The sequence below is a fragment of the Myxococcus hansupus genome (assembly GCF_000280925.3).
Lineage (GTDB): Bacteria > Myxococcota > Myxococcia > Myxococcales > Myxococcaceae > Myxococcus > Myxococcus hansupus.
The window spans coordinates 132,280-148,586 of the sequence record NZ_CP012109.1 but is presented as its reverse complement, the minus strand read 5'-3'; the positions used below and the strand labels follow the sequence as shown (position 1 = coordinate 148,586).

The window sequence follows — 16,307 nt, the reverse complement described above, 5'->3', positions numbered from 1 at the left end:
CACAGATTCGCGTGCGACCCGAAAGAGGAGGCACCCTGGAACCCGCCCTCATCAAACCCCCGCGCCGGCCGGACCTGGATGACGGCCCCGCGGTGTTGGTGGTGAACACCCGCTCGCGCTCGGGCCGCGAGGCCTTCGAGACAGCCAGGGACGCACTCGCCGAAAGGGGCGTCGCCATCACGGAATGCCACGCGCTCTCCCGGGCCGAACGCCTGGACGCGGTGGTGGAGCGGATGGCGGAGCTGGGAACCCGCCGCATCATCGTGGGAGGAGGCGACGGCACGCTGAGCCGCGCGGTGGGTCGCCTGCTGGGCCGCGACGTGACGCTGGGCGTGCTGCCCCTGGGCACCGGCAACGACTTCGCGCGCTCCCTGGGCATTCCGCCCGACATCGAAGCCGCGTGTGACGTCATCGCCCAGGGCTACACCGCCCGCGTGGACGTGGGCCTGGCCAATGGCCGCCCCTTCCTCAACGCGGCCAGCCTGGGCCTGGCCACAGGCATCGCCCGGCGGCTGACGAAGCGGTTGAAACAACGCGCCGGGAAGCTGGCCTATCCGGTGGCCGCCGCCGCCGAGGTGAAGGACCTCAAGCCCTTTCACATCCGGCTCAAGGCGGATGACCACGAGCTGTCCCTGGACGTGTTGCAGTTGGTGGTGGGCAACGGCCTCTACCATGGCGCGGGGAACATGGTGGCGCCCGACGCGCGGCTGGATGACCGGCGGCTGAACATCTACGCCATCGCGGCGCCGTCCTCCGCGTCCGGACTGGAAGGCACGGGCCTGGGGCAACTGCAGGACATCGCCACCCTGGTGCGCGTGGCCCTGTCGCTGCGCACCGGTGAGCACGTGGCCCACCCGGCCGTCACCTCGCTGCGCGCGGCCCGGCTCTACGTGGAGTCGGACCCCGTCCAGGAAGTGAACGCGGATGGCGAGCTCGTGGGCCGCACGCCCATGCGCTTCGAGGTGGCCCCCGCGGCCCTGCGGGTCTACGCCCCCGCGCCCTCCTGAAGTTTCGATTCTGAGCGCGGCTGGCCTACACTGTGGGCACTGCCGCGACGGCACCGGCCGGACGCGGGGAGGCCGGACCCGTGCGCCATCGAACTCCGCTCCTGTTTGCCTCGTGCCTCGCCATCGCGGCGGTGCTGCTGCTGTGGTTCCGGATGCCCGTCCCCACGGGCACCCCGACCCCCAGGCCGGACACGCCCGCCCTGGCCGCGCCAGCCGTCGTCCCAGGCCCCGCGCCTCGCACCCACACGCCGCCCACGCTCGCGCTGGAGACCGCGCCGGCCCCAGACGTGGGCGCCTTCGTGGTGCGCGTGGTGGGCGCGCAGGGCCCGCTGGAAGGCGCTCGCGTGCGGGCCTACCTGCGCGTGGCGGACGACGGCAGCGGCACCTCGCCCTGGCGGCTCGCGGGGGATGGCGCCACCACGGAGGGCGGCGTGCTGCACCTGCCCGCGGGCCCGGGAAACTACCTGCTCTCCGCGCACGCCCCGGGCCACGGCCCCGCGAGGCTGGAGGCCACGCGGCCCCAGGGGGAAGCAGAGACGGCGGTCGAGCTGCGACTGGCCAGCGGCGTGTCGCTGCGGGGCCGCACGGTGGCGGAAGGGCGCGAGGAGCCCATCCCGCTCGCGACGCTGACCTTGCGGCCCTACCCCGGCACGCCCACCGCCTGGGCCACCGCCACCGCGCTGCCCGAGGAGGCCGCGGAGACGACGAGCGACGCACTGGGGCGCTTCGCCTTCTCCCACCTGGCGCCGGGCCGCTACGAGCTCACGGCCGAGGCGCCGGGCTTCAGCCGCCGCACGCTGCGCCTGCTCCAGGTCCCCCAGGCCGGGGACGTGGTGGTGGGCCTGTGGGGCGCGAGCACCCTGGAGGGCTTCGTCGTCGACGCAAGGGGGCAGCCCGTCACCGACGCGGAGGTGACGGCGTCCGGCGCCTCCTCGCCCGTGCGCACCACCACGGGCGAGGGCGGAGGCTTCGCGCTGGAGGTGAACGCGGGGACGTGGGTCGTGGCCGCGCGCCGGGGGCAACAGATGGGGCGCGTGTCCGGCCCCGTGTCCGTCGCGCCAGGCGAGACGCTGCGCGGCCTGAGGGTGACGCTGGGCGCCGCCAGCGGCATGGCCGGCACCGTGTCCACGCTGGACGGCGTCCCCGTGCCGGACGCGGTGCTGGTGGCCACGCCTTCGGGCGGCGAGGGCGAGCTGGGCCGAGCGACCTCCAAGGAGCATGGCGCGTGGCGCCTGGACGTCCCTCCGGGCGAATACGACGTCACGGTGCACGCCGCGGGCATGACGGGGCGGTTGCTCGAGGGACTGGTGGTGGAGGCCGGCGGACACACGCCCGTGGACGTGCGGCTGGAGCCCGCGACGGCGACGCTGGAGGGCCTGGTGGTGAACGCGGAGGGACAGCCCGTCGAAGGCGCCCAGGTGCGCGCCGAGCCGCGGTCGCTCTCCGGCATCACGCACACCGTGCTCACCGACGCCCAGGGGGCCTGGCGGCTGGAGGGCCTGGAAGCAGGGCCGACCTCCGTGGGCGCCCGGCGCGAGGGCTCGCAGCGGTGGGCCTCCCGGATGGAGACGTTGAAGGCCGCGCAGGTGACACACGTGGACTTCACGCTGGCGGACTCCGGCTCGGTGTGGGGACAGGTGACGCGGGCCTCTGGCGGGGCCCTCACGGAACCCGCGTTGATTCACGCCGTGCCGCGGGGTGGCTCGGGGGCGGCGTCGACGGAGACGGACGCGCAGGGGCGCTTCCAGCTCGAGCTGCCCGCGGGTGTGTATCAGCTCGTCGCGCTGCCCCATTCAACGCCCGCCATCTACTTCCACCTGGAGAGCGACCCGTCGGTGTCGGTGCCCGAGGGAGGCACCGTGCGGCAGGACCTGGTGTTGAAGGAGGACGCCGTGCTGTCCGGCGTGGTGTTGGAGCCCTCCGGCGTGCCCAGTCCGCTGGCCATTGTCGCCGCGCTCCAGGGCGGAGACTTCCCCATGACGCGCACGGAGCGCGCGGACGAGACGGGCCGCTTCAGCATGCCGCCGCGCCCCCAGGGCGCCAGCCCGCTGGAGCTGGTGGCGCACAACGCGGGGCGCGTGGGCCGGCTGTCCGGCGCGCACGAAAGCCAGGCCCCGCTCACGCTGCGGCTCGAACCGGCGGCCACCCTGCGCGGACGCGTGGTGGCGGGCAACGGCGCGCCTCCGGACGGCTTCCTCCTGGAGCTGCGCGAGGCCAACGGCGAGGAGCTGCCCTGGGCGGGCGCGTGGCCCACCACGCGGCGCTTTCCCGGCAGCACCTTCGCGATGCCGGATGCTCCCGCGCAGGCGTTGAAGGTGACGGTGCGCACCGACGACGGCCGCACGGGCGAGGTCCAGGTGTCGCTGCGTCCTGGCGCCACCTCGGACGTGGAGATTCCCCTCACCGGTGGCGTGGCGTCCATCGCCGGGCGCGCGGTGTGGAGCCGCAACGGAGGGCCCGCGGCGGGCGTGGCGGTGTTCCTCGACAAGGCCGTGGGCCCGCGTCCGGACGCGCTCACCGGGCCGGACGGCCGCTTCCGTTTGAGCGACGTGCGCCCGGGCGCCCACACCGTGCGGCTGCTGCCCCCCGAGGGACGCGTGGAGACGCGCACCGTGAAGGTGGCCGAGGCCGAGGCGACGGACGTGGGCGACGTGACGGTGTCACCCCGCCGTGCCACGCCGGGCACGCTGGGCGCGGGCTTCAGCGAGGACCGGGGCCACGTCGCCTTCGCGTGGTTGACGCCGGACGGGCCCGCGGCGCGCGCGGGCGTCCACGTGGGGGACCGCCTGGTGGCCGTGGACGGGCAGGTGGTGCGCGACAGCACCGAGGCCGAGGTCCGCACGCGCGGCGCCCCGGGCACGCCCGTGCGCCTGCACGTCCGGCGCGCGGGCGGCGAGGAGGAGGTGCTCGTCACCCGGGCGGAGTGACGGGCGCTACACCTTGTCCAGCACGCGCGACAGCACCTGCGCGGTGAAGTTCACCAGCGGAATCACGCGCCGATAGTCCATGCGCGTGGGGCCGATGACGCCCACCGTGCCCAGCACCTGCTCCTGGTTGCCGTAGGGGCTGGCGATGACGGTGACGTCGCCGGCCGCGGAGAAGTCGCTCTCCGCGCCGATGAAAATCTGCATCTCGTTGGCCACCTTCACCCGGTCGAGCAGCGACAGCAGCTTGTGCTTCTCGTCCAACGCCTTGAAGAGCGCGCGCATGCGCTCCACGTCCGCGAACTCCGGCTGCTCCAGGAACGAGCCCGTGCCCTGGATGAGCACCCGCTCCGTGGTGGCCAGGTCCGTGGCCGCCGCGCCCAGCTTGAGCGCCTTGGCCGTCAGCGCGTTGTAGAGCGCCTGCTCCTGGTCCATCTCCGCGCGGATGCGCTCGCGGGCCTCCTCGAGCGGAACCTCGCGCAAGAGCTCCGACAGGTAGTTGCTCGCCTTGAGCAGCTCGTCGGAGGTGATGGGGAACTCCACGGTAATCGCCTTGTTGTGCACCTGCCCGCTCTGCCCCACCAGGATGGCGAGCACCCGGTTCTCTCGCAGGCGGACGAACTCGATGCGCCGGAACACCGCGGACTCCGGCCGCGGCGTCACCACGACGCCCGCGTGGCGCGTCAGCGAGTGGAGGATGCGGCTGGCCTCGCCCAGCATCTCCGCCACGTCCGCCTCGTGCGCGAGCCCCGCGTGGATGAGCTCCCGGTCGCGCGGCGTCGGGTCCTTCAGCTTCACCAGCGTGTCCACGTAGAAGCGGTAGCCCAAGTCCGTGGGGACGCGCCCGGCCGAGGTGTGGGGCTTCTCCAGGAAGCCCAGCTCCTCCAGGTCCGCCAGCACGTTGCGCATGGTGGCGGAGGACACCTCGAACCCCGACCTGCGCGTGAGCTGCTGGCTGCCTACCGGCCCGCCCGTGGAGATGTACTCCTGCACGACGGCGCGGAGGACTTCCTTCTCACGTTCACCCAGCTCTTCGGACATCCGTGGCGCTCACTCCGGAGCTCCGGCGCGGCGGCACCCTCCGCCCTGGCTCCTGGGGAAAGTCTAAGAAAGCAGCCCCGGGCATTCAATCCGGGAGCCGCCCTGTCCCTACGGGCAACCGAGCGAGACATTCCCGACGCCCTTCCCCGCCCGCCCGCCAGCCGCCCTGACGCCCGAGTGCGTCGCCGCGGGACTGTACTCTTCAGGAAAAGGCCAGGCTGTGAGGTGTGGCAATGCCCACATGGCCGGCGAAATGCGGCGGCTGTACAAGCCGCGCCGTGCTCGCCTCGCGTGCCGAGTCCCTTCCCGTCGCACAGCCAGCCCCCGTCAGTCTGCCCTCCGGAGACGTCCTTCCCGGTGGCGCCCAGCGCGGGTGGCTTATCGCCAGCCTCCTGTCACTTTACGTTATTTGGGGCTCCACGTATCTGGCCATCCGCTGGGCACTGGAAGGTGGCCTGCCGCCCTTCCAGATGTCGGGTGTGCGTTTCATGCTCGCCGGCGCGCTGCTCTTCGCCGTGCTGTGGCTGCGCGGCGCGCCGGTGCCCACGGCCCGTCAGTGGGGCGCCAGCGCCCTGGTCGGCCTGTTGCTGTTGGGCGTGGGCAACGGAGGGCTCGTCTTCGCGCAGCAGTCGGTGCCCTCGGGCGTGGCGGCGCTGGTGGTGGGCAGCCTGCCCCTGTGGACGGCGCTGTTCGGCGGGCTCTTCGGCCAGTGGCCCGGACACACGGAGCGCTGGGGACTGGCGATTGGCTTCGGCGGCATCGTGCTGCTCAACCTGGGCAGTGACATGGGCGGCAGCCTCCTGCCCACGCTGGCGCTGCTGGTGTCGCCCATGAGCTGGGCGCTGGGCTCGGTGTGGAGCCGCCGGCTGCCCATGCCGCACGGGTTGATGTCCACCGCGGCGCAGATGCTGTGCGGTGGCGTCGTCATGCTGGGCTTCAGCCTGCTGATTGGGGAGCGCCCCACGGCCATGCCCACGCCCAGGGCGGTGCTGGCGTTCTTCTACCTGGTCGTCTTCGGCTCGCTGGTGGGCTACAGCGCCTATGGCTACCTGCTGCGCAACGCGCGCCCGTCGCTCGCCACCAGCTACGCGTACGTCAACCCGGTGCTGGCGGTGTTCCTGGGCGGCATCCTGGCCGGAGAGACGATGACGCCCACGGCCTGGCTGGCCATGGGCGCCATCCTGGGCGCGGTGGTGTTGCTGACGCGCAAGAAGTGACGCGGCTCAGTTGACGAGCAGCACCTTGCCCACGCCGCCTTGCTCCGCCAGCTTCTGCGCTTCCTTCACCTGCGCCATCGGGAAGCGCTTGCTGACGGGGATGACCAGGTCGCCCTTGGCCACCGCTTGTCCAAGCTGCGTCAGGCGGCGTGAGTCCGGGTGCGTGAGGATGGCGCGCACGGTGAGCTGGCGGCCCTTGGCCTCGGGAGGCTCACCCAGGACGCTGCCCAGGGTGCCGCCGGGCTTCACCTTCTCCAGCACGCGGGCCACCACCTGGCCGCCCACGGTGTCCGCCACCGCGTCCAGCATGGGCAGCTTGGAGAACTCGTCCGCGGCGTCGAGCGCGAAGACACCGTCCACGCCCAGCTTCTGCGCTTCCGCCTTTTGGTTGGCGCGCACGCCGGCCAGCACCTTCGCGCCCCGCGCCTTCGCGGCGAAGACGGCGGCGCGGCCCACCGCGCCCAACGCGCCGATGACGAGCACCGTGTCTCCCTTCTTGGGATTCACTGCCTCCTCAATCAATTGCACGCCTGTGAGCGTGACGAGCGGGAGCGCGGCGGCGTCCTTGAGGTCGATGGACTCGGGCACCTTCGCCCAGGCGTCCACGGGCGCGACGACCTTCTCCGCGTAGCCGGCGTTCACCACGCCCATGACGCGGTCACCGGGTTTGAAGTCGGTGACCCCCGAGCCCACTTCGATGACCTCACCGGCCACGTCCCGACCCAGGATGGTGGGGAACTGCACGGGCATCCACGCCTTCATGTCACCGCGCCGAATCTTCCAATCCACCGGATTGATGCCGGCGGCGGTGACGCGGACCTTCACCTCGCCCGGCCCGACTTTCGGCTCGGGCATGTCCTGAACGGCGAGCGCATCCACGTCCCCATAGGCCTTGAGCACGACGGCTTTCATGAGCGCCTCCTCGGTGAAAGAGCTGACGACGGGCGAAGGGTAATCACCCGAGGAGGGACAGCGGACGCGACGCCTGCCCGGCCCCGCCTCCCCCAGAGAGGAGGGCCGGGGCCGCCAGTTCACTCGTTCATGCGGATGAGCGTTACCACTTCGGTGGCGGACCACGGGATGAGCGAGGTGAACGCAATCACCGGCTTGCCGTTTCCATCCACCGTCATGGCAATGGGCGTACGCGGGTCTACCTTCGCGAAGAGGTCCGTCGAGTACGCATTCTGATGGGACCAGGACACGTAGATGCCGTTGTCCGGAGAGTCCACGAAGAACATCAACAGGGGGTGCCCGTCCGTATCGACCGCGGCGGAGAACCAGCGACGCTCCAGATGGGTGAACCGCCGCGTCGGGGATGTCACGACCTGGAGGTCCCAGGCCGTACCGGACCATTGGGCCGTCACCATGTTTTCAAGGAGATTCGCGAAGTTCGTCTCCGCCCAGATGGCCACGAGCCGCCCATCCGGCAGCGACACAAGCGCCGGCTCGGTCACCTGAACCTTCAGGTAGTGTCGAGTGTCATGGAGGAGCGGCCCCCCCCGCGCCTCCCAACCCGAAGCGCCCCAGTGGCGGACGTACAGCCCCGCCCCCGCCTCCTCCGGGGACTCGGCCTCCGCCCAAGCCACGAAGATTCCCCCCGAGCCATCCGCGCTCAACGCGGGCGCGTAGGCCGAAATGGTGGCGCCGGGGCTCGTGCCCGCGCGCTGGACGTCCCCCAGCGGAAGCCACCGTCCATCTTCCCAGCGCTGCACCCGGATGCCATCCGCCGCGCTCCAGGCCACGACGGGGCGACCTTCACTGTCGACAACGAGCGCGGAGCCGTACATCTCCGCCGCATCGGGCGCGTTCAACCGCGCGCCCAAGGGCTCCCAGGCAGACTCCGTCCATTGAGAGACGTGGAGCGCGGGGCGCGCGTCCGCGGAGTCCTGCTGGTGGAACGACACCAGGAGGCGCCCCTCCGAGCCCCGCGCGAGCCGCGGATGAGAAAAACGGGCCTCCCGAGGTGCATCGGGCGCGCGGACGGGAGCGCCGACGTCGCTCCGGATGCCGGACTCCAGGCGCCTCACGACGATGCCCGCGGCTTGCTCCACATCGTCACGCGAGCCACGACCCAAGGCGTCGGCGAACGCAATCACCGGGGTGCCATCCTCCGCCACGACCAGCGCCAACCGGTCCAGGACCGTGGCGGACACCCCCACCTCGGACGTTCGCCCATACGACCAGGAATAGCGTTCTTCGTGGAAGAGAGGGACGTCCCAGGTCCAGGAGAAGTGCCCCGCCGATGAGGCGCTGTATTCGGCGGGGTTGCCTGCCAGGTCTCGGATGTCCCACATCGGAAGTGAAGCGGAGCCGGACGACGGCAGCATCTCCGGCGCGTCGAGCTGCGCCCGAAGCGTCAAGCCGTCCTCGGACAACACCATGCGCGGAGACAGGCTGCGGCCACCCACCTGGACATTGGCCGTCAGCTCCTGCTCGCCCATCAACCGGACGACCTCCGAGAAGGTGACTTCCAAGGTCGTCGTACGCCCCACGTGGACCGTCCCCCAGGGAGACCTGCTCGAGATTCTGGGCCTTGTGCGGTCCACCGTCACGGAGTGCTTCGGGCTCAGGACGGCGCTCCCCTTCCATTGCGTTCGGGCCTGGAGCTGATGCACGCCCTCCGTGGTCTCCGCCGATTGCCACGTGAACTCGAAAGGCGGCAGCAGCGTGGCCAGCAGCACGCCATCCAAGAAGAGCTCCACTGTGTCTGGAGTCCCTCCGAGCGCACGCACCGTGATGGGGAGGGCGCCGTTCACGTACTCCATCTGGGCGTCGTTGATTTGCAGGCGAAACCCGTTACCCGGAGAGGGTGAGGGCGTCCTTCCATCGGAGACTTCACCGCAGCCGGACAGGGCCAGCGTGAGCATGAACAACAAGGCGTGCATCCAAGGCATCGCGGAACGGCGAGGCATCGCAACTCCTAGAGAAAGGCATGTGTTTCTTTGGACACGCGAGCGGGCGTGAGTGGGAACCGAAATTCCCAACCACGCCCCTGGCTCACCGCGGCTGATACACGGGCTCCGGAAGGGCCATTCCGGCTACTCCCCTTCCCAGTTCAGGCGACCCATGCTGACGAACGAGGCACCGCCCCACACGAGCACGGGCATGTCTGTCTCATCCAAGGTCATGGCCACGGGCCCGCTGTAAGCCCCAACCCTCCGGACACGGCGGGTTCGAGGGGTATCGTAAAGGGTCAGGTAGGTGCAGATCTCATGGTCCGAGCTGGAGCTGGTGCCGCTGAGGAACGACACCAGCTCGCGTCCCTGGACATCAACGGCCACCACCGGCCACCTCCGACCGGAGACAGGAACGGCCTCGCACACGGAGGTCACGTTCTCGGGCGACCAGGAGGTCCCCGACCAGCGGGCGACCACCACCTCCTGTTGAAGGGGGTTCGCGAAGGCATTTCGTTCAGCCCAGACCACCACGGGCCGTCCGTCCGGTGTCGTGGCAATCGAGGGTTCCTCGGCCTCGAAGACCGTTGGGTCCGAGGCCCGAAGAAGCCGGCCCCCCACCGGTACCCAACTCTGACCAATCCAGTGCCGGACATAGAGGCCTGACCTGTTCGTCGAGGTCTCGGCCTCGGCCCATGCCAGGAAGATGCCTCCTGAGCCATCCGCGCTGATCGCGGGCGCGTGCGTCACGATCCGGGCCTCGGAGGCAATCCCTTCCCGCTGAACCTCTCCCAGCGGCTGCCAGGTTTCCGCCTCCCACCGCGCGACGTGAATGCCATCACTGGCACCCCACGCCACGACGGGCCGGCCTTCGCTGTCCACGACGAGCGCGGCATCATGCACTTCCGCCCCGTCGGGAGCGTTGAGCGAGGAGCCCATTGGCACCCACTCCGACGACGTCCACCGGTAGACCTCGAGCGTACGCCGAGACTGCCCCCAAATCCGTTGAAGGAAAGCCACCATCGGATTCCCCTCCGAGTCCAAGGCCAACGACGGGTTGGACACCTGAACCTGGATTCCCAACGGGAAGGGGTTGCCCATGCGACTCCAGGTCTCTCCGGACTGACGATGCACCACCATCCAGTCACCGAAACTGGCAGGGAGGCTCAACGGAACCAGCGAGGCATCCGCGATGGCGACCACCGCGGAGTGCTCCGCGTCCATCGCCACTGCCGGGCGCCCCGCGGCTCTCCCCATGGATACGAGTTCGCGCTTGTAAGCGGGAACCGTCCACGTCCATGCGTCGAGCGGCCCGGTGAACACGTTCTCCCGGAAGGGATTGCCCGCCAGGTCCGTGATGCCCTCCAACGACAACGAGGAGGCGCCATCGAGCGGCTGCATGAGACCAGGGGGTCGCATCATGATGGGCGCGGACAGGCTCCGCTTGTCCTCCGAGAGTTCCAGGGTCGCCCGCCACGTCTCGCCATGGACTGTGTACTCGAACTTCAGCGCGTCGGGCTCGGTGACATGGATGGGCTCCGTGAAGGTCACCCGAAACGTCGATGCCTCCACGAAGGTGTGGTTGTCGTGCCGAGGGACGAGGTGGGCCACATCGGGCCGGGTGCGGTCCACCGAAACGAGGAGTTCCTCGCTGAGGACGTCACGGCCCTCCCACTCCGTGCGAGCCTGAAGCCGATGAACACGCTCCTCTTGCCCCCGCGTGTCCCAGGTGAACTGGAATGGCGGGACCAGCGTGGCCAGCAGCTCCCCGTCGTGGAGCAGCTCGACCTTATCGGGGGTGCTGCCCTGGAACCGAACGGTGACGAGGAGATTTCCATTCACATACTCCTCGCCGCGCGCGTCGTTGAGCACCATTCGGGGAGGAAGCGGCGGATTCCGGGATGAGCCATCCGAGACCTCACCGCACCCCAACAGCGACAGCGTGGTGAAGAGCAGCGTGGTTCGCGCGAAGGAGGCAGCGAGACAGCGAAACATGGAGGCTCCAGGCGTTGCGTGGCGTGCTCCCTTGAGACACGCGAGCGCGCGAACCTGGGAACCCCACGGCGTCAGAAATTCCAGCCCAGCCCCGCGCCAACGCTCGCGACCGGCGTCAACTCGGCGCCCTGGGGCAGTGGCATCACCGCCGCGCCCACCGAGCCCGTGATGACCAGCGACACGCCTTGGGCGTCGAGCCATGCGGAGGCGCTCGCGCCACCGTACGGCGCTGTTCCCGCCCGGGGCGTGCCCGCTTCGTTCTGGAAGAGGAACAAGGCCCCCAGCTCAGGCCCTACCGTCAGCGCGCCTATCGGAAACGGGAACCGGCGCCCCATGCCCATCCGCAGGGACAATTCGGTCTGATGGATGCCGCGGCTCACCGTGGACCCGCTCGCGCGGCCGGCGAACGTGCCCCACGCCACGTCCAGGACCGACGGGAGAATGGGGGCATTGAACAAGGCTTGGATCTGCCCACCCACGCTTGAACCAAAGTTGCTGGCCGTCCGCGTCGCGAAGGCGCCGCCCACGTGCAGCGCGCCGCGCCAGCCCTGGGGGCCCTTTGCCTTCAGCGCGACCAGCGTGCCCTCGCGGAGCAGCGACTCATCCACCAGCGCATGCCCCTTGTCGGGCACCGCGACGCGCATCTCCAGCCACGCGTCCTCCCGCCGCGAGCGCAGGCGATAGCCCCCAGGCGGCAGGGCCATCATCACCGGGCCGTTCCCCTTGGTGAACACGCCCATCACCATGCCGTCCTGCTCCGAGGCCACCACCCACTCGCCCGGCTCGGGCACGGTGATGAGCAGCCGGCTGGGCGCGAGCACGGGCTCGGTGAGCACCAGCTCGCCCTGCCCCTTCAAGTCGAACTGGAAGTTGGGGTGCTGCGTCCCCGCACGGGTGAGCAGCGTGGACTCCACCGTGCGCCCATACGCGTAGGCATAGGACTCCTGGAGCGTGACGCGCCCGTCCCGGTTGAGGTCCCCCGCGCCGCGCAGTCCCGCCAGCAGGTGGTGCGTGAAGAAGGAGCCCTGGAGGTCATCGGCCTCCTGCGAGGCCTCGTCCGCGCTGGACGACGTGACGATGACGCGGCCCTTGATGGCGGGCGCGGACCACTGCACCAGCCGCTCCTCCACCGGCTCCAGTCCCTTGATGCGGGTGGCCGCGCCCGAGCGGCACGAGTCGATGAACATCACCGCCACGCCCACGGGCGAGGCCTCCATGAACGACACCAGGTCCTTCACGGGCAGGCGCGTCCCGGACAGGTGCAGTGATTCGCCATCGGCGTGGCTCGACACGTAGACGAGGAGCTGGTCGCCCGGCGCGGCGTCGCGCGCCATGCGCTCCCGCAGCATCTTCAGGGCCGTCTTCACCCGGCCCGCATCCGCGCCCAGGACGAGCTGGGCGTCCTCCGGGTGGAGGCCTCCCGCGTCCCGGAACAGGGTGAACATGCGGCGCGCGTCAGCGTCCGCGAAGCGCAGGGTTTCATCGGAGGCCAGGCCCTGGTTGGCCCCGATGAGCAGCGCGTAACGCCTGGGCGGCGGCGCTTCATCGGTAGGGGACTGGGACAGCAGCGCGGCGGTCAGCAGCGAGAGCAGCATCATGGGCCGGAGCTCACAGGGACGGCGAGGCGGTAGTGGTGTGCCGCGCCGTCCAATGGCGCGGGGAATTGACAGTCCGAAAGCTGCGTCCGTGTGGCGCAGACGGCGGCACGGATCGCCAGGGCCGCCCGGCCCGGCTCGGCCGGCAGTGGCGCGTCCGAGAAGAAGGCGTCCAGCACGAAGTCGCCGGGCGTGACGATGAACGTGGGTGGCATCACCAGTGCGGCCGGGTCTCCCGACTGCGTGCCCCGTGAAGGCCACAGGAGCGCCACCTTCCCTGCCGCGTCCGTGGCGAACACCAGCGCGTACCGGTAGGGCGCCGCTTTCAGGGAGAGCGTCACCACGTCCCCGGGAGACAGCGGCGCGTCCACGGCGCCATCCGACTGCCGCACCACGGACACGAAGGGACCGCCCTTGATACGAACTCCGTCCGGCGGCTCGCGCAGCACCACCACCGACGCCAACCCGAGGGCCGCGGCCAGGGGGACGGCCCACAGCCAGTTCCTCGGCGAGCCCCGCCTGGGCGCCATGAACCGATTGAACCAGCGTGTCCACGAGGACGCTGATGCCTTCCGCGCGGACTCATCGCGTGGCGCCACCACCCGCGCCCGTTCGAACGCCGAGGACTCCTGCGCAGACTCATCGTGCGGCGCCACCACCCGCGCCCGCTCGACCGCCGAGGACGCCTCGCGTGGCGCCAATACCCGCGCCCGCTCGAACGCCGGCGCCGCCTGTGCGGACTCCTCGCGCTGCACCACCGCTCCCGCGAACGCTGATGCCTCTTCCGCGGACGCCTCGCGCTGCGCCAACACCCGCGTCCGCGTCCACGCGAACTCTGGTGCCACTCGCGCCGCTCCCGCCGCCTCGCGCAGCCGAGCCAGCTTCGCCTGACACTCCGCGCACGCGGCGAGATGTGCCGGAGGCGCCGCGTCGCCGACGACGAGCTCATCCAACACCAGCCTCGACAGATGTCCGCTCATGGCCGGGGCTCCAGCGCGAGCTCGCGCGCCCGGGTGCGAACCTTCTCCAGCTCGCGCCCCACCGTCTTGCGCGACAGGCCCACCACCTCCACGATTTCCTCCTGGGTGAGCGCGTCCACGAAGTGGAGCGTCGCAATCTGGAGCGCGCGCTCATCCAGCTCCCGAGCCAGCACGCGCAGCAGGTTGCGAGCCTCCACCTCCTGAGGGTCCGCGCCCAATTCCGCTGACGCATCGGGCGCCTCGGAAGGAACGTCCTTCAGCGCCCGGCTCCGCAGCATGTTGAGGCAGACATGGGTGGTGACCCGGAAGATGTAGGTCATGGGACGTGCCTCCGCGCGAAACGCCCCACCCGACTTGAGCAGACGGCAGAAGACCTCCTGCACCGCGTCCCAGGCATCCGAGTCGCGGCCAAGCAGGGTCCTTGCCCTCCCGTGAACGGTGGGCGCGTACTTTTCATAGAGGTCTGCGAGCTCCGAGGCGCCTAGTCCCCGGACCATTTTCTCTCCACGCCCATTTCGACACGCGACCGTGCCAGCGTGGGAACCTGACCCCTAGAAAAAACGCGGCCCGCTCGGGAGGGGCCCCTCAGTTCGCGGTACGGGTCGCCGCGTCCGGGTGCGTGTTGACTGCGGGCGCCTCCGTCTCACGCGGCAGCCACACGTGGAAGGTGGAGCCCTCCCCCGCGACGCCGGGCGACTCCACCCAGATGCGGCCGCCGTGCTGCTCGACGATGCCCTGGCTGATGGTGAGCCCCAGGCCCAGGCCGCCGTACTTGCTGCCGTGAGCGCGGCCAAATCGCTCGAAGATGAGCGACTGCTTCTCCTTCGGGATGCCCACGCCCGTGTCCGTCACCGACAGGTGGACACCCTCGTCGCGCTCGTTCTGGAGCCGCACCCACACAGGGCCGCCCTCGGGTGAATACCGCAGCGCATTGGACAGGAGGTTGGTGAGCACCTGGTCCAACCGGCCCCGGTCCCACGTCCCCTCGAGCCGCTCCGCCGCCTCGACGTGGATTTCATGGCCCTGGGACAACACGGCCATGCGGTCCCGCGTCTCGTGCACGAGCTGGCTCAGGTCGAACCGCTCCAGCTCCAACGACAGGCGGCCCGCCTGGAGACGGCTGATGTCGAGCAGGTCCTCCACCAGCTTGGCCATCCGGTCGATTTGCCGGTTGATGATTTTCAGCGACTTGCCCGGCCCGGTCTCCGTCTCGCCGCCCAGCTTCAGCAGCGCCAGGTGCGCGTGGCCCTTGGCCGCGGCCAGCGGCGTGCGCAGCTCGTGGCTGGCCGCCGCGAGGAACGCGTCCTTCGCCTCGCTGGCCATCCGCAGCGCCGTCTCCGCCCGCTGCCGCTCGGTGATGTCGCGCGCCACGGAGATGAAGCGCCCCGGGCCGCCATCCGCGGCGACATACTGGAGCACCACCTCCACCGGCACCTCCGAGCCATCCCGCCGCCGGTGGCTGGTGGAGTACGTCTGGCTGGGCAGGGTGCCGCTCACCAGCGGCGCCAGCAGCTTGCGGAAGCCCGCATCGTCGAAGGCGCTCTCCACCTCCAACACCGACAGCCCCACCAGCTCCTCCGCGCTGCTGGAGAGCTGCTTCGCCGCGCCCGCGTTGGCGTAGGTGAGCGTCAGCGAGTCCGGGGAGAACATGAGGACGCAGTCCAGCGTCGCGTCCAGCGTCGCCTTGAAGCGCCCCTGCGCCTCTTCCGCCCGGCGCTTGTCGTCGATGTCCGTGGCCACGGCAATCCAGCCGGCCAGCAGGCCATTCTCGTCCCGCTCCGGCACCGCGCGCGCCAGGTGCCAGCGGTACACGCCGTCGAAGCGGCGCAGCCGGAACTCGCGCTCCACGCGCTGGCCCATGCGGATGGCCTGCACCCACACGGCGCGCATGGCCTCGCGGTCCGCCGGGTGGACGAACTCCAGGAAGGTGTTCAGCGACAGCGGCTGCTCGGCCTGGATGCCCGTGTAGTCGCGCGCGGCGCGGTTGGCGTAGGTGAAGCTGCCATCCGAGCGCGCCGCCCACATCACCTCCGGCAACGACTCCGTGAGGCGCAGATGGCGCAGCTCGCTCTGGCGCTCCAGGGACTCGCGCTCGCGCTGGCGCAGCAGCACCGCCTGGCGCTGAATCTGCTGCTCCTTGAGGAACAGGTCCACGAAGACGCTGACCTTGGAGCGGAGGATTTCAGGGTCGAACGGCTTGAGCAGGTAGTCCACCGCGCCGTGCGCATACCCCTTGAACACATGGGCGGCGTCGCGGCTGAGCGCGGTGAGGAAGATGATGGGGATGGTGCGCGTGCGCTCGCGCTGCTTGATGAGGGTGGCCGTCTGGAAACCGTCCAGCCCCGGCATCTGCACGTCCATCAGGATGACGGCGAAGTCGCGCTGGAGGAGGAACTTGAGCGCCTCCTCCCCGCTGGTGGCCTTCACCAGCTCCTGTCCCAACGGCTCGAGGATGGCCTCGAGCGCGAGCAGGTTGGACGGATGGTCGTCCACCATGAGGATGCTCGCCCGCGGCTGGGATGACCCTTCCTGGTTGCGTTCCGCGGTGATGTGTTCGCTAGGCGTCATTGAAGTCGGCGGAATCAATCTGCCTGGGCCTCACGGATTCTCAAGCAGGGAGAGGCTAGGCGGCCCCTCGTCCGGACCCAAGCCCG

The 16,307-nt window shown here is 70.4% G+C and carries 11 protein-coding genes; 3 read left to right on the top strand and 8 right to left on the bottom strand.

The window, feature by feature from the left end; translation table 11 throughout:
• Positions 1–11 precede the first annotated feature (11 nt).
• Positions 12–1,007 (top strand): lipid kinase, encoded by a 996-nt coding sequence (locus A176_RS00615; RefSeq protein WP_226994131.1) that lies wholly within the window; start codon positions 12–14, stop codon positions 1,005–1,007.
• An 80-nt stretch (positions 1,008–1,087) separates the two neighbouring features.
• Positions 1,088–3,934, top strand: a complete 2,847-nt coding sequence (locus tag A176_RS00610; protein ID WP_002635102.1) for a carboxypeptidase regulatory-like domain-containing protein — start codon at positions 1,088–1,090, stop codon at positions 3,932–3,934.
• A gap of 6 nt (positions 3,935–3,940) precedes the next feature.
• On the opposite strand, the gene hrcA is transcribed toward A176_RS00610, so the two are convergent.
• Positions 3,941–4,972 carry a heat-inducible transcriptional repressor HrcA gene (gene hrcA / locus A176_RS00605; RefSeq protein ID WP_002635100.1) on the bottom strand — a complete coding sequence of 344 codons (1,032 nt, stop codon included), beginning with the start codon at positions 4,970–4,972 and terminating at the stop codon, positions 3,941–3,943.
• A gap of 233 nt (positions 4,973–5,205) precedes the next feature.
• Here hrcA and yedA point away from each other — a divergent pair, with 233 nt between their 5' ends.
• Positions 5,206–6,189, top strand: coding sequence for a drug/metabolite exporter YedA (gene yedA / locus A176_RS00600; RefSeq protein WP_044890548.1), 984 nt, complete (start codon positions 5,206–5,208; stop codon positions 6,187–6,189).
• Positions 6,190–6,195: 6 nt separating this feature from the next.
• Here yedA and A176_RS00595 read toward each other — a convergent pair whose 3' ends face one another.
• The 7 genes from A176_RS00595 to A176_RS00565 form a co-directional block, all read right to left on the bottom strand.
• Positions 6,196–7,101 carry an NADP-dependent oxidoreductase gene (locus tag A176_RS00595; RefSeq protein WP_002635098.1) on the bottom strand — a complete coding sequence of 302 codons (906 nt, stop codon included), beginning with the start codon at positions 7,099–7,101 and terminating at the stop codon, positions 6,196–6,198.
• A gap of 119 nt (positions 7,102–7,220) precedes the next feature.
• On the bottom strand, positions 7,221–9,101 hold the full coding sequence (locus tag A176_RS00590) for an Ig-like domain-containing protein (protein WP_002635097.1): 1,881 nt from the start codon (positions 9,099–9,101) through the stop codon (positions 7,221–7,223).
• 126 nt (positions 9,102–9,227) lie between these two features.
• Positions 9,228–11,078, bottom strand: coding sequence for a hypothetical protein (locus tag A176_RS00585; protein WP_002635096.1), 1,851 nt, complete (start codon positions 11,076–11,078; stop codon positions 9,228–9,230).
• Positions 11,079–11,149: 71 nt separating this feature from the next.
• On the bottom strand, positions 11,150–12,676 hold the full coding sequence (locus A176_RS00580) for a caspase family protein (RefSeq protein ID WP_002635095.1): 1,527 nt from the start codon (positions 12,674–12,676) through the stop codon (positions 11,150–11,152).
• A complete protein-coding gene (locus A176_RS00575; protein WP_002635094.1) occupies positions 12,673–13,653 on the bottom strand; it encodes a hypothetical protein in 981 nt (326 codons plus the stop codon). Before A176_RS00575 ends, A176_RS00580 begins: the two co-directional genes overlap by 4 nt.
• Positions 13,650–14,150, bottom strand: a complete 501-nt coding sequence (locus A176_RS00570; RefSeq protein WP_021781449.1) for an RNA polymerase sigma factor — start codon at positions 14,148–14,150, stop codon at positions 13,650–13,652. Before A176_RS00570 ends, A176_RS00575 begins: the two co-directional genes overlap by 4 nt.
• Before the next feature lie 88 nt (positions 14,151–14,238).
• The gene (locus A176_RS00565; RefSeq protein ID WP_021781450.1) at positions 14,239–16,221 is read right to left on the bottom strand and encodes a hybrid sensor histidine kinase/response regulator; all 1,983 of its coding nucleotides are present in this window, start codon (positions 16,219–16,221) and stop codon (positions 14,239–14,241) included.
• Positions 16,222–16,307: the final 86 nt, after the last annotated feature.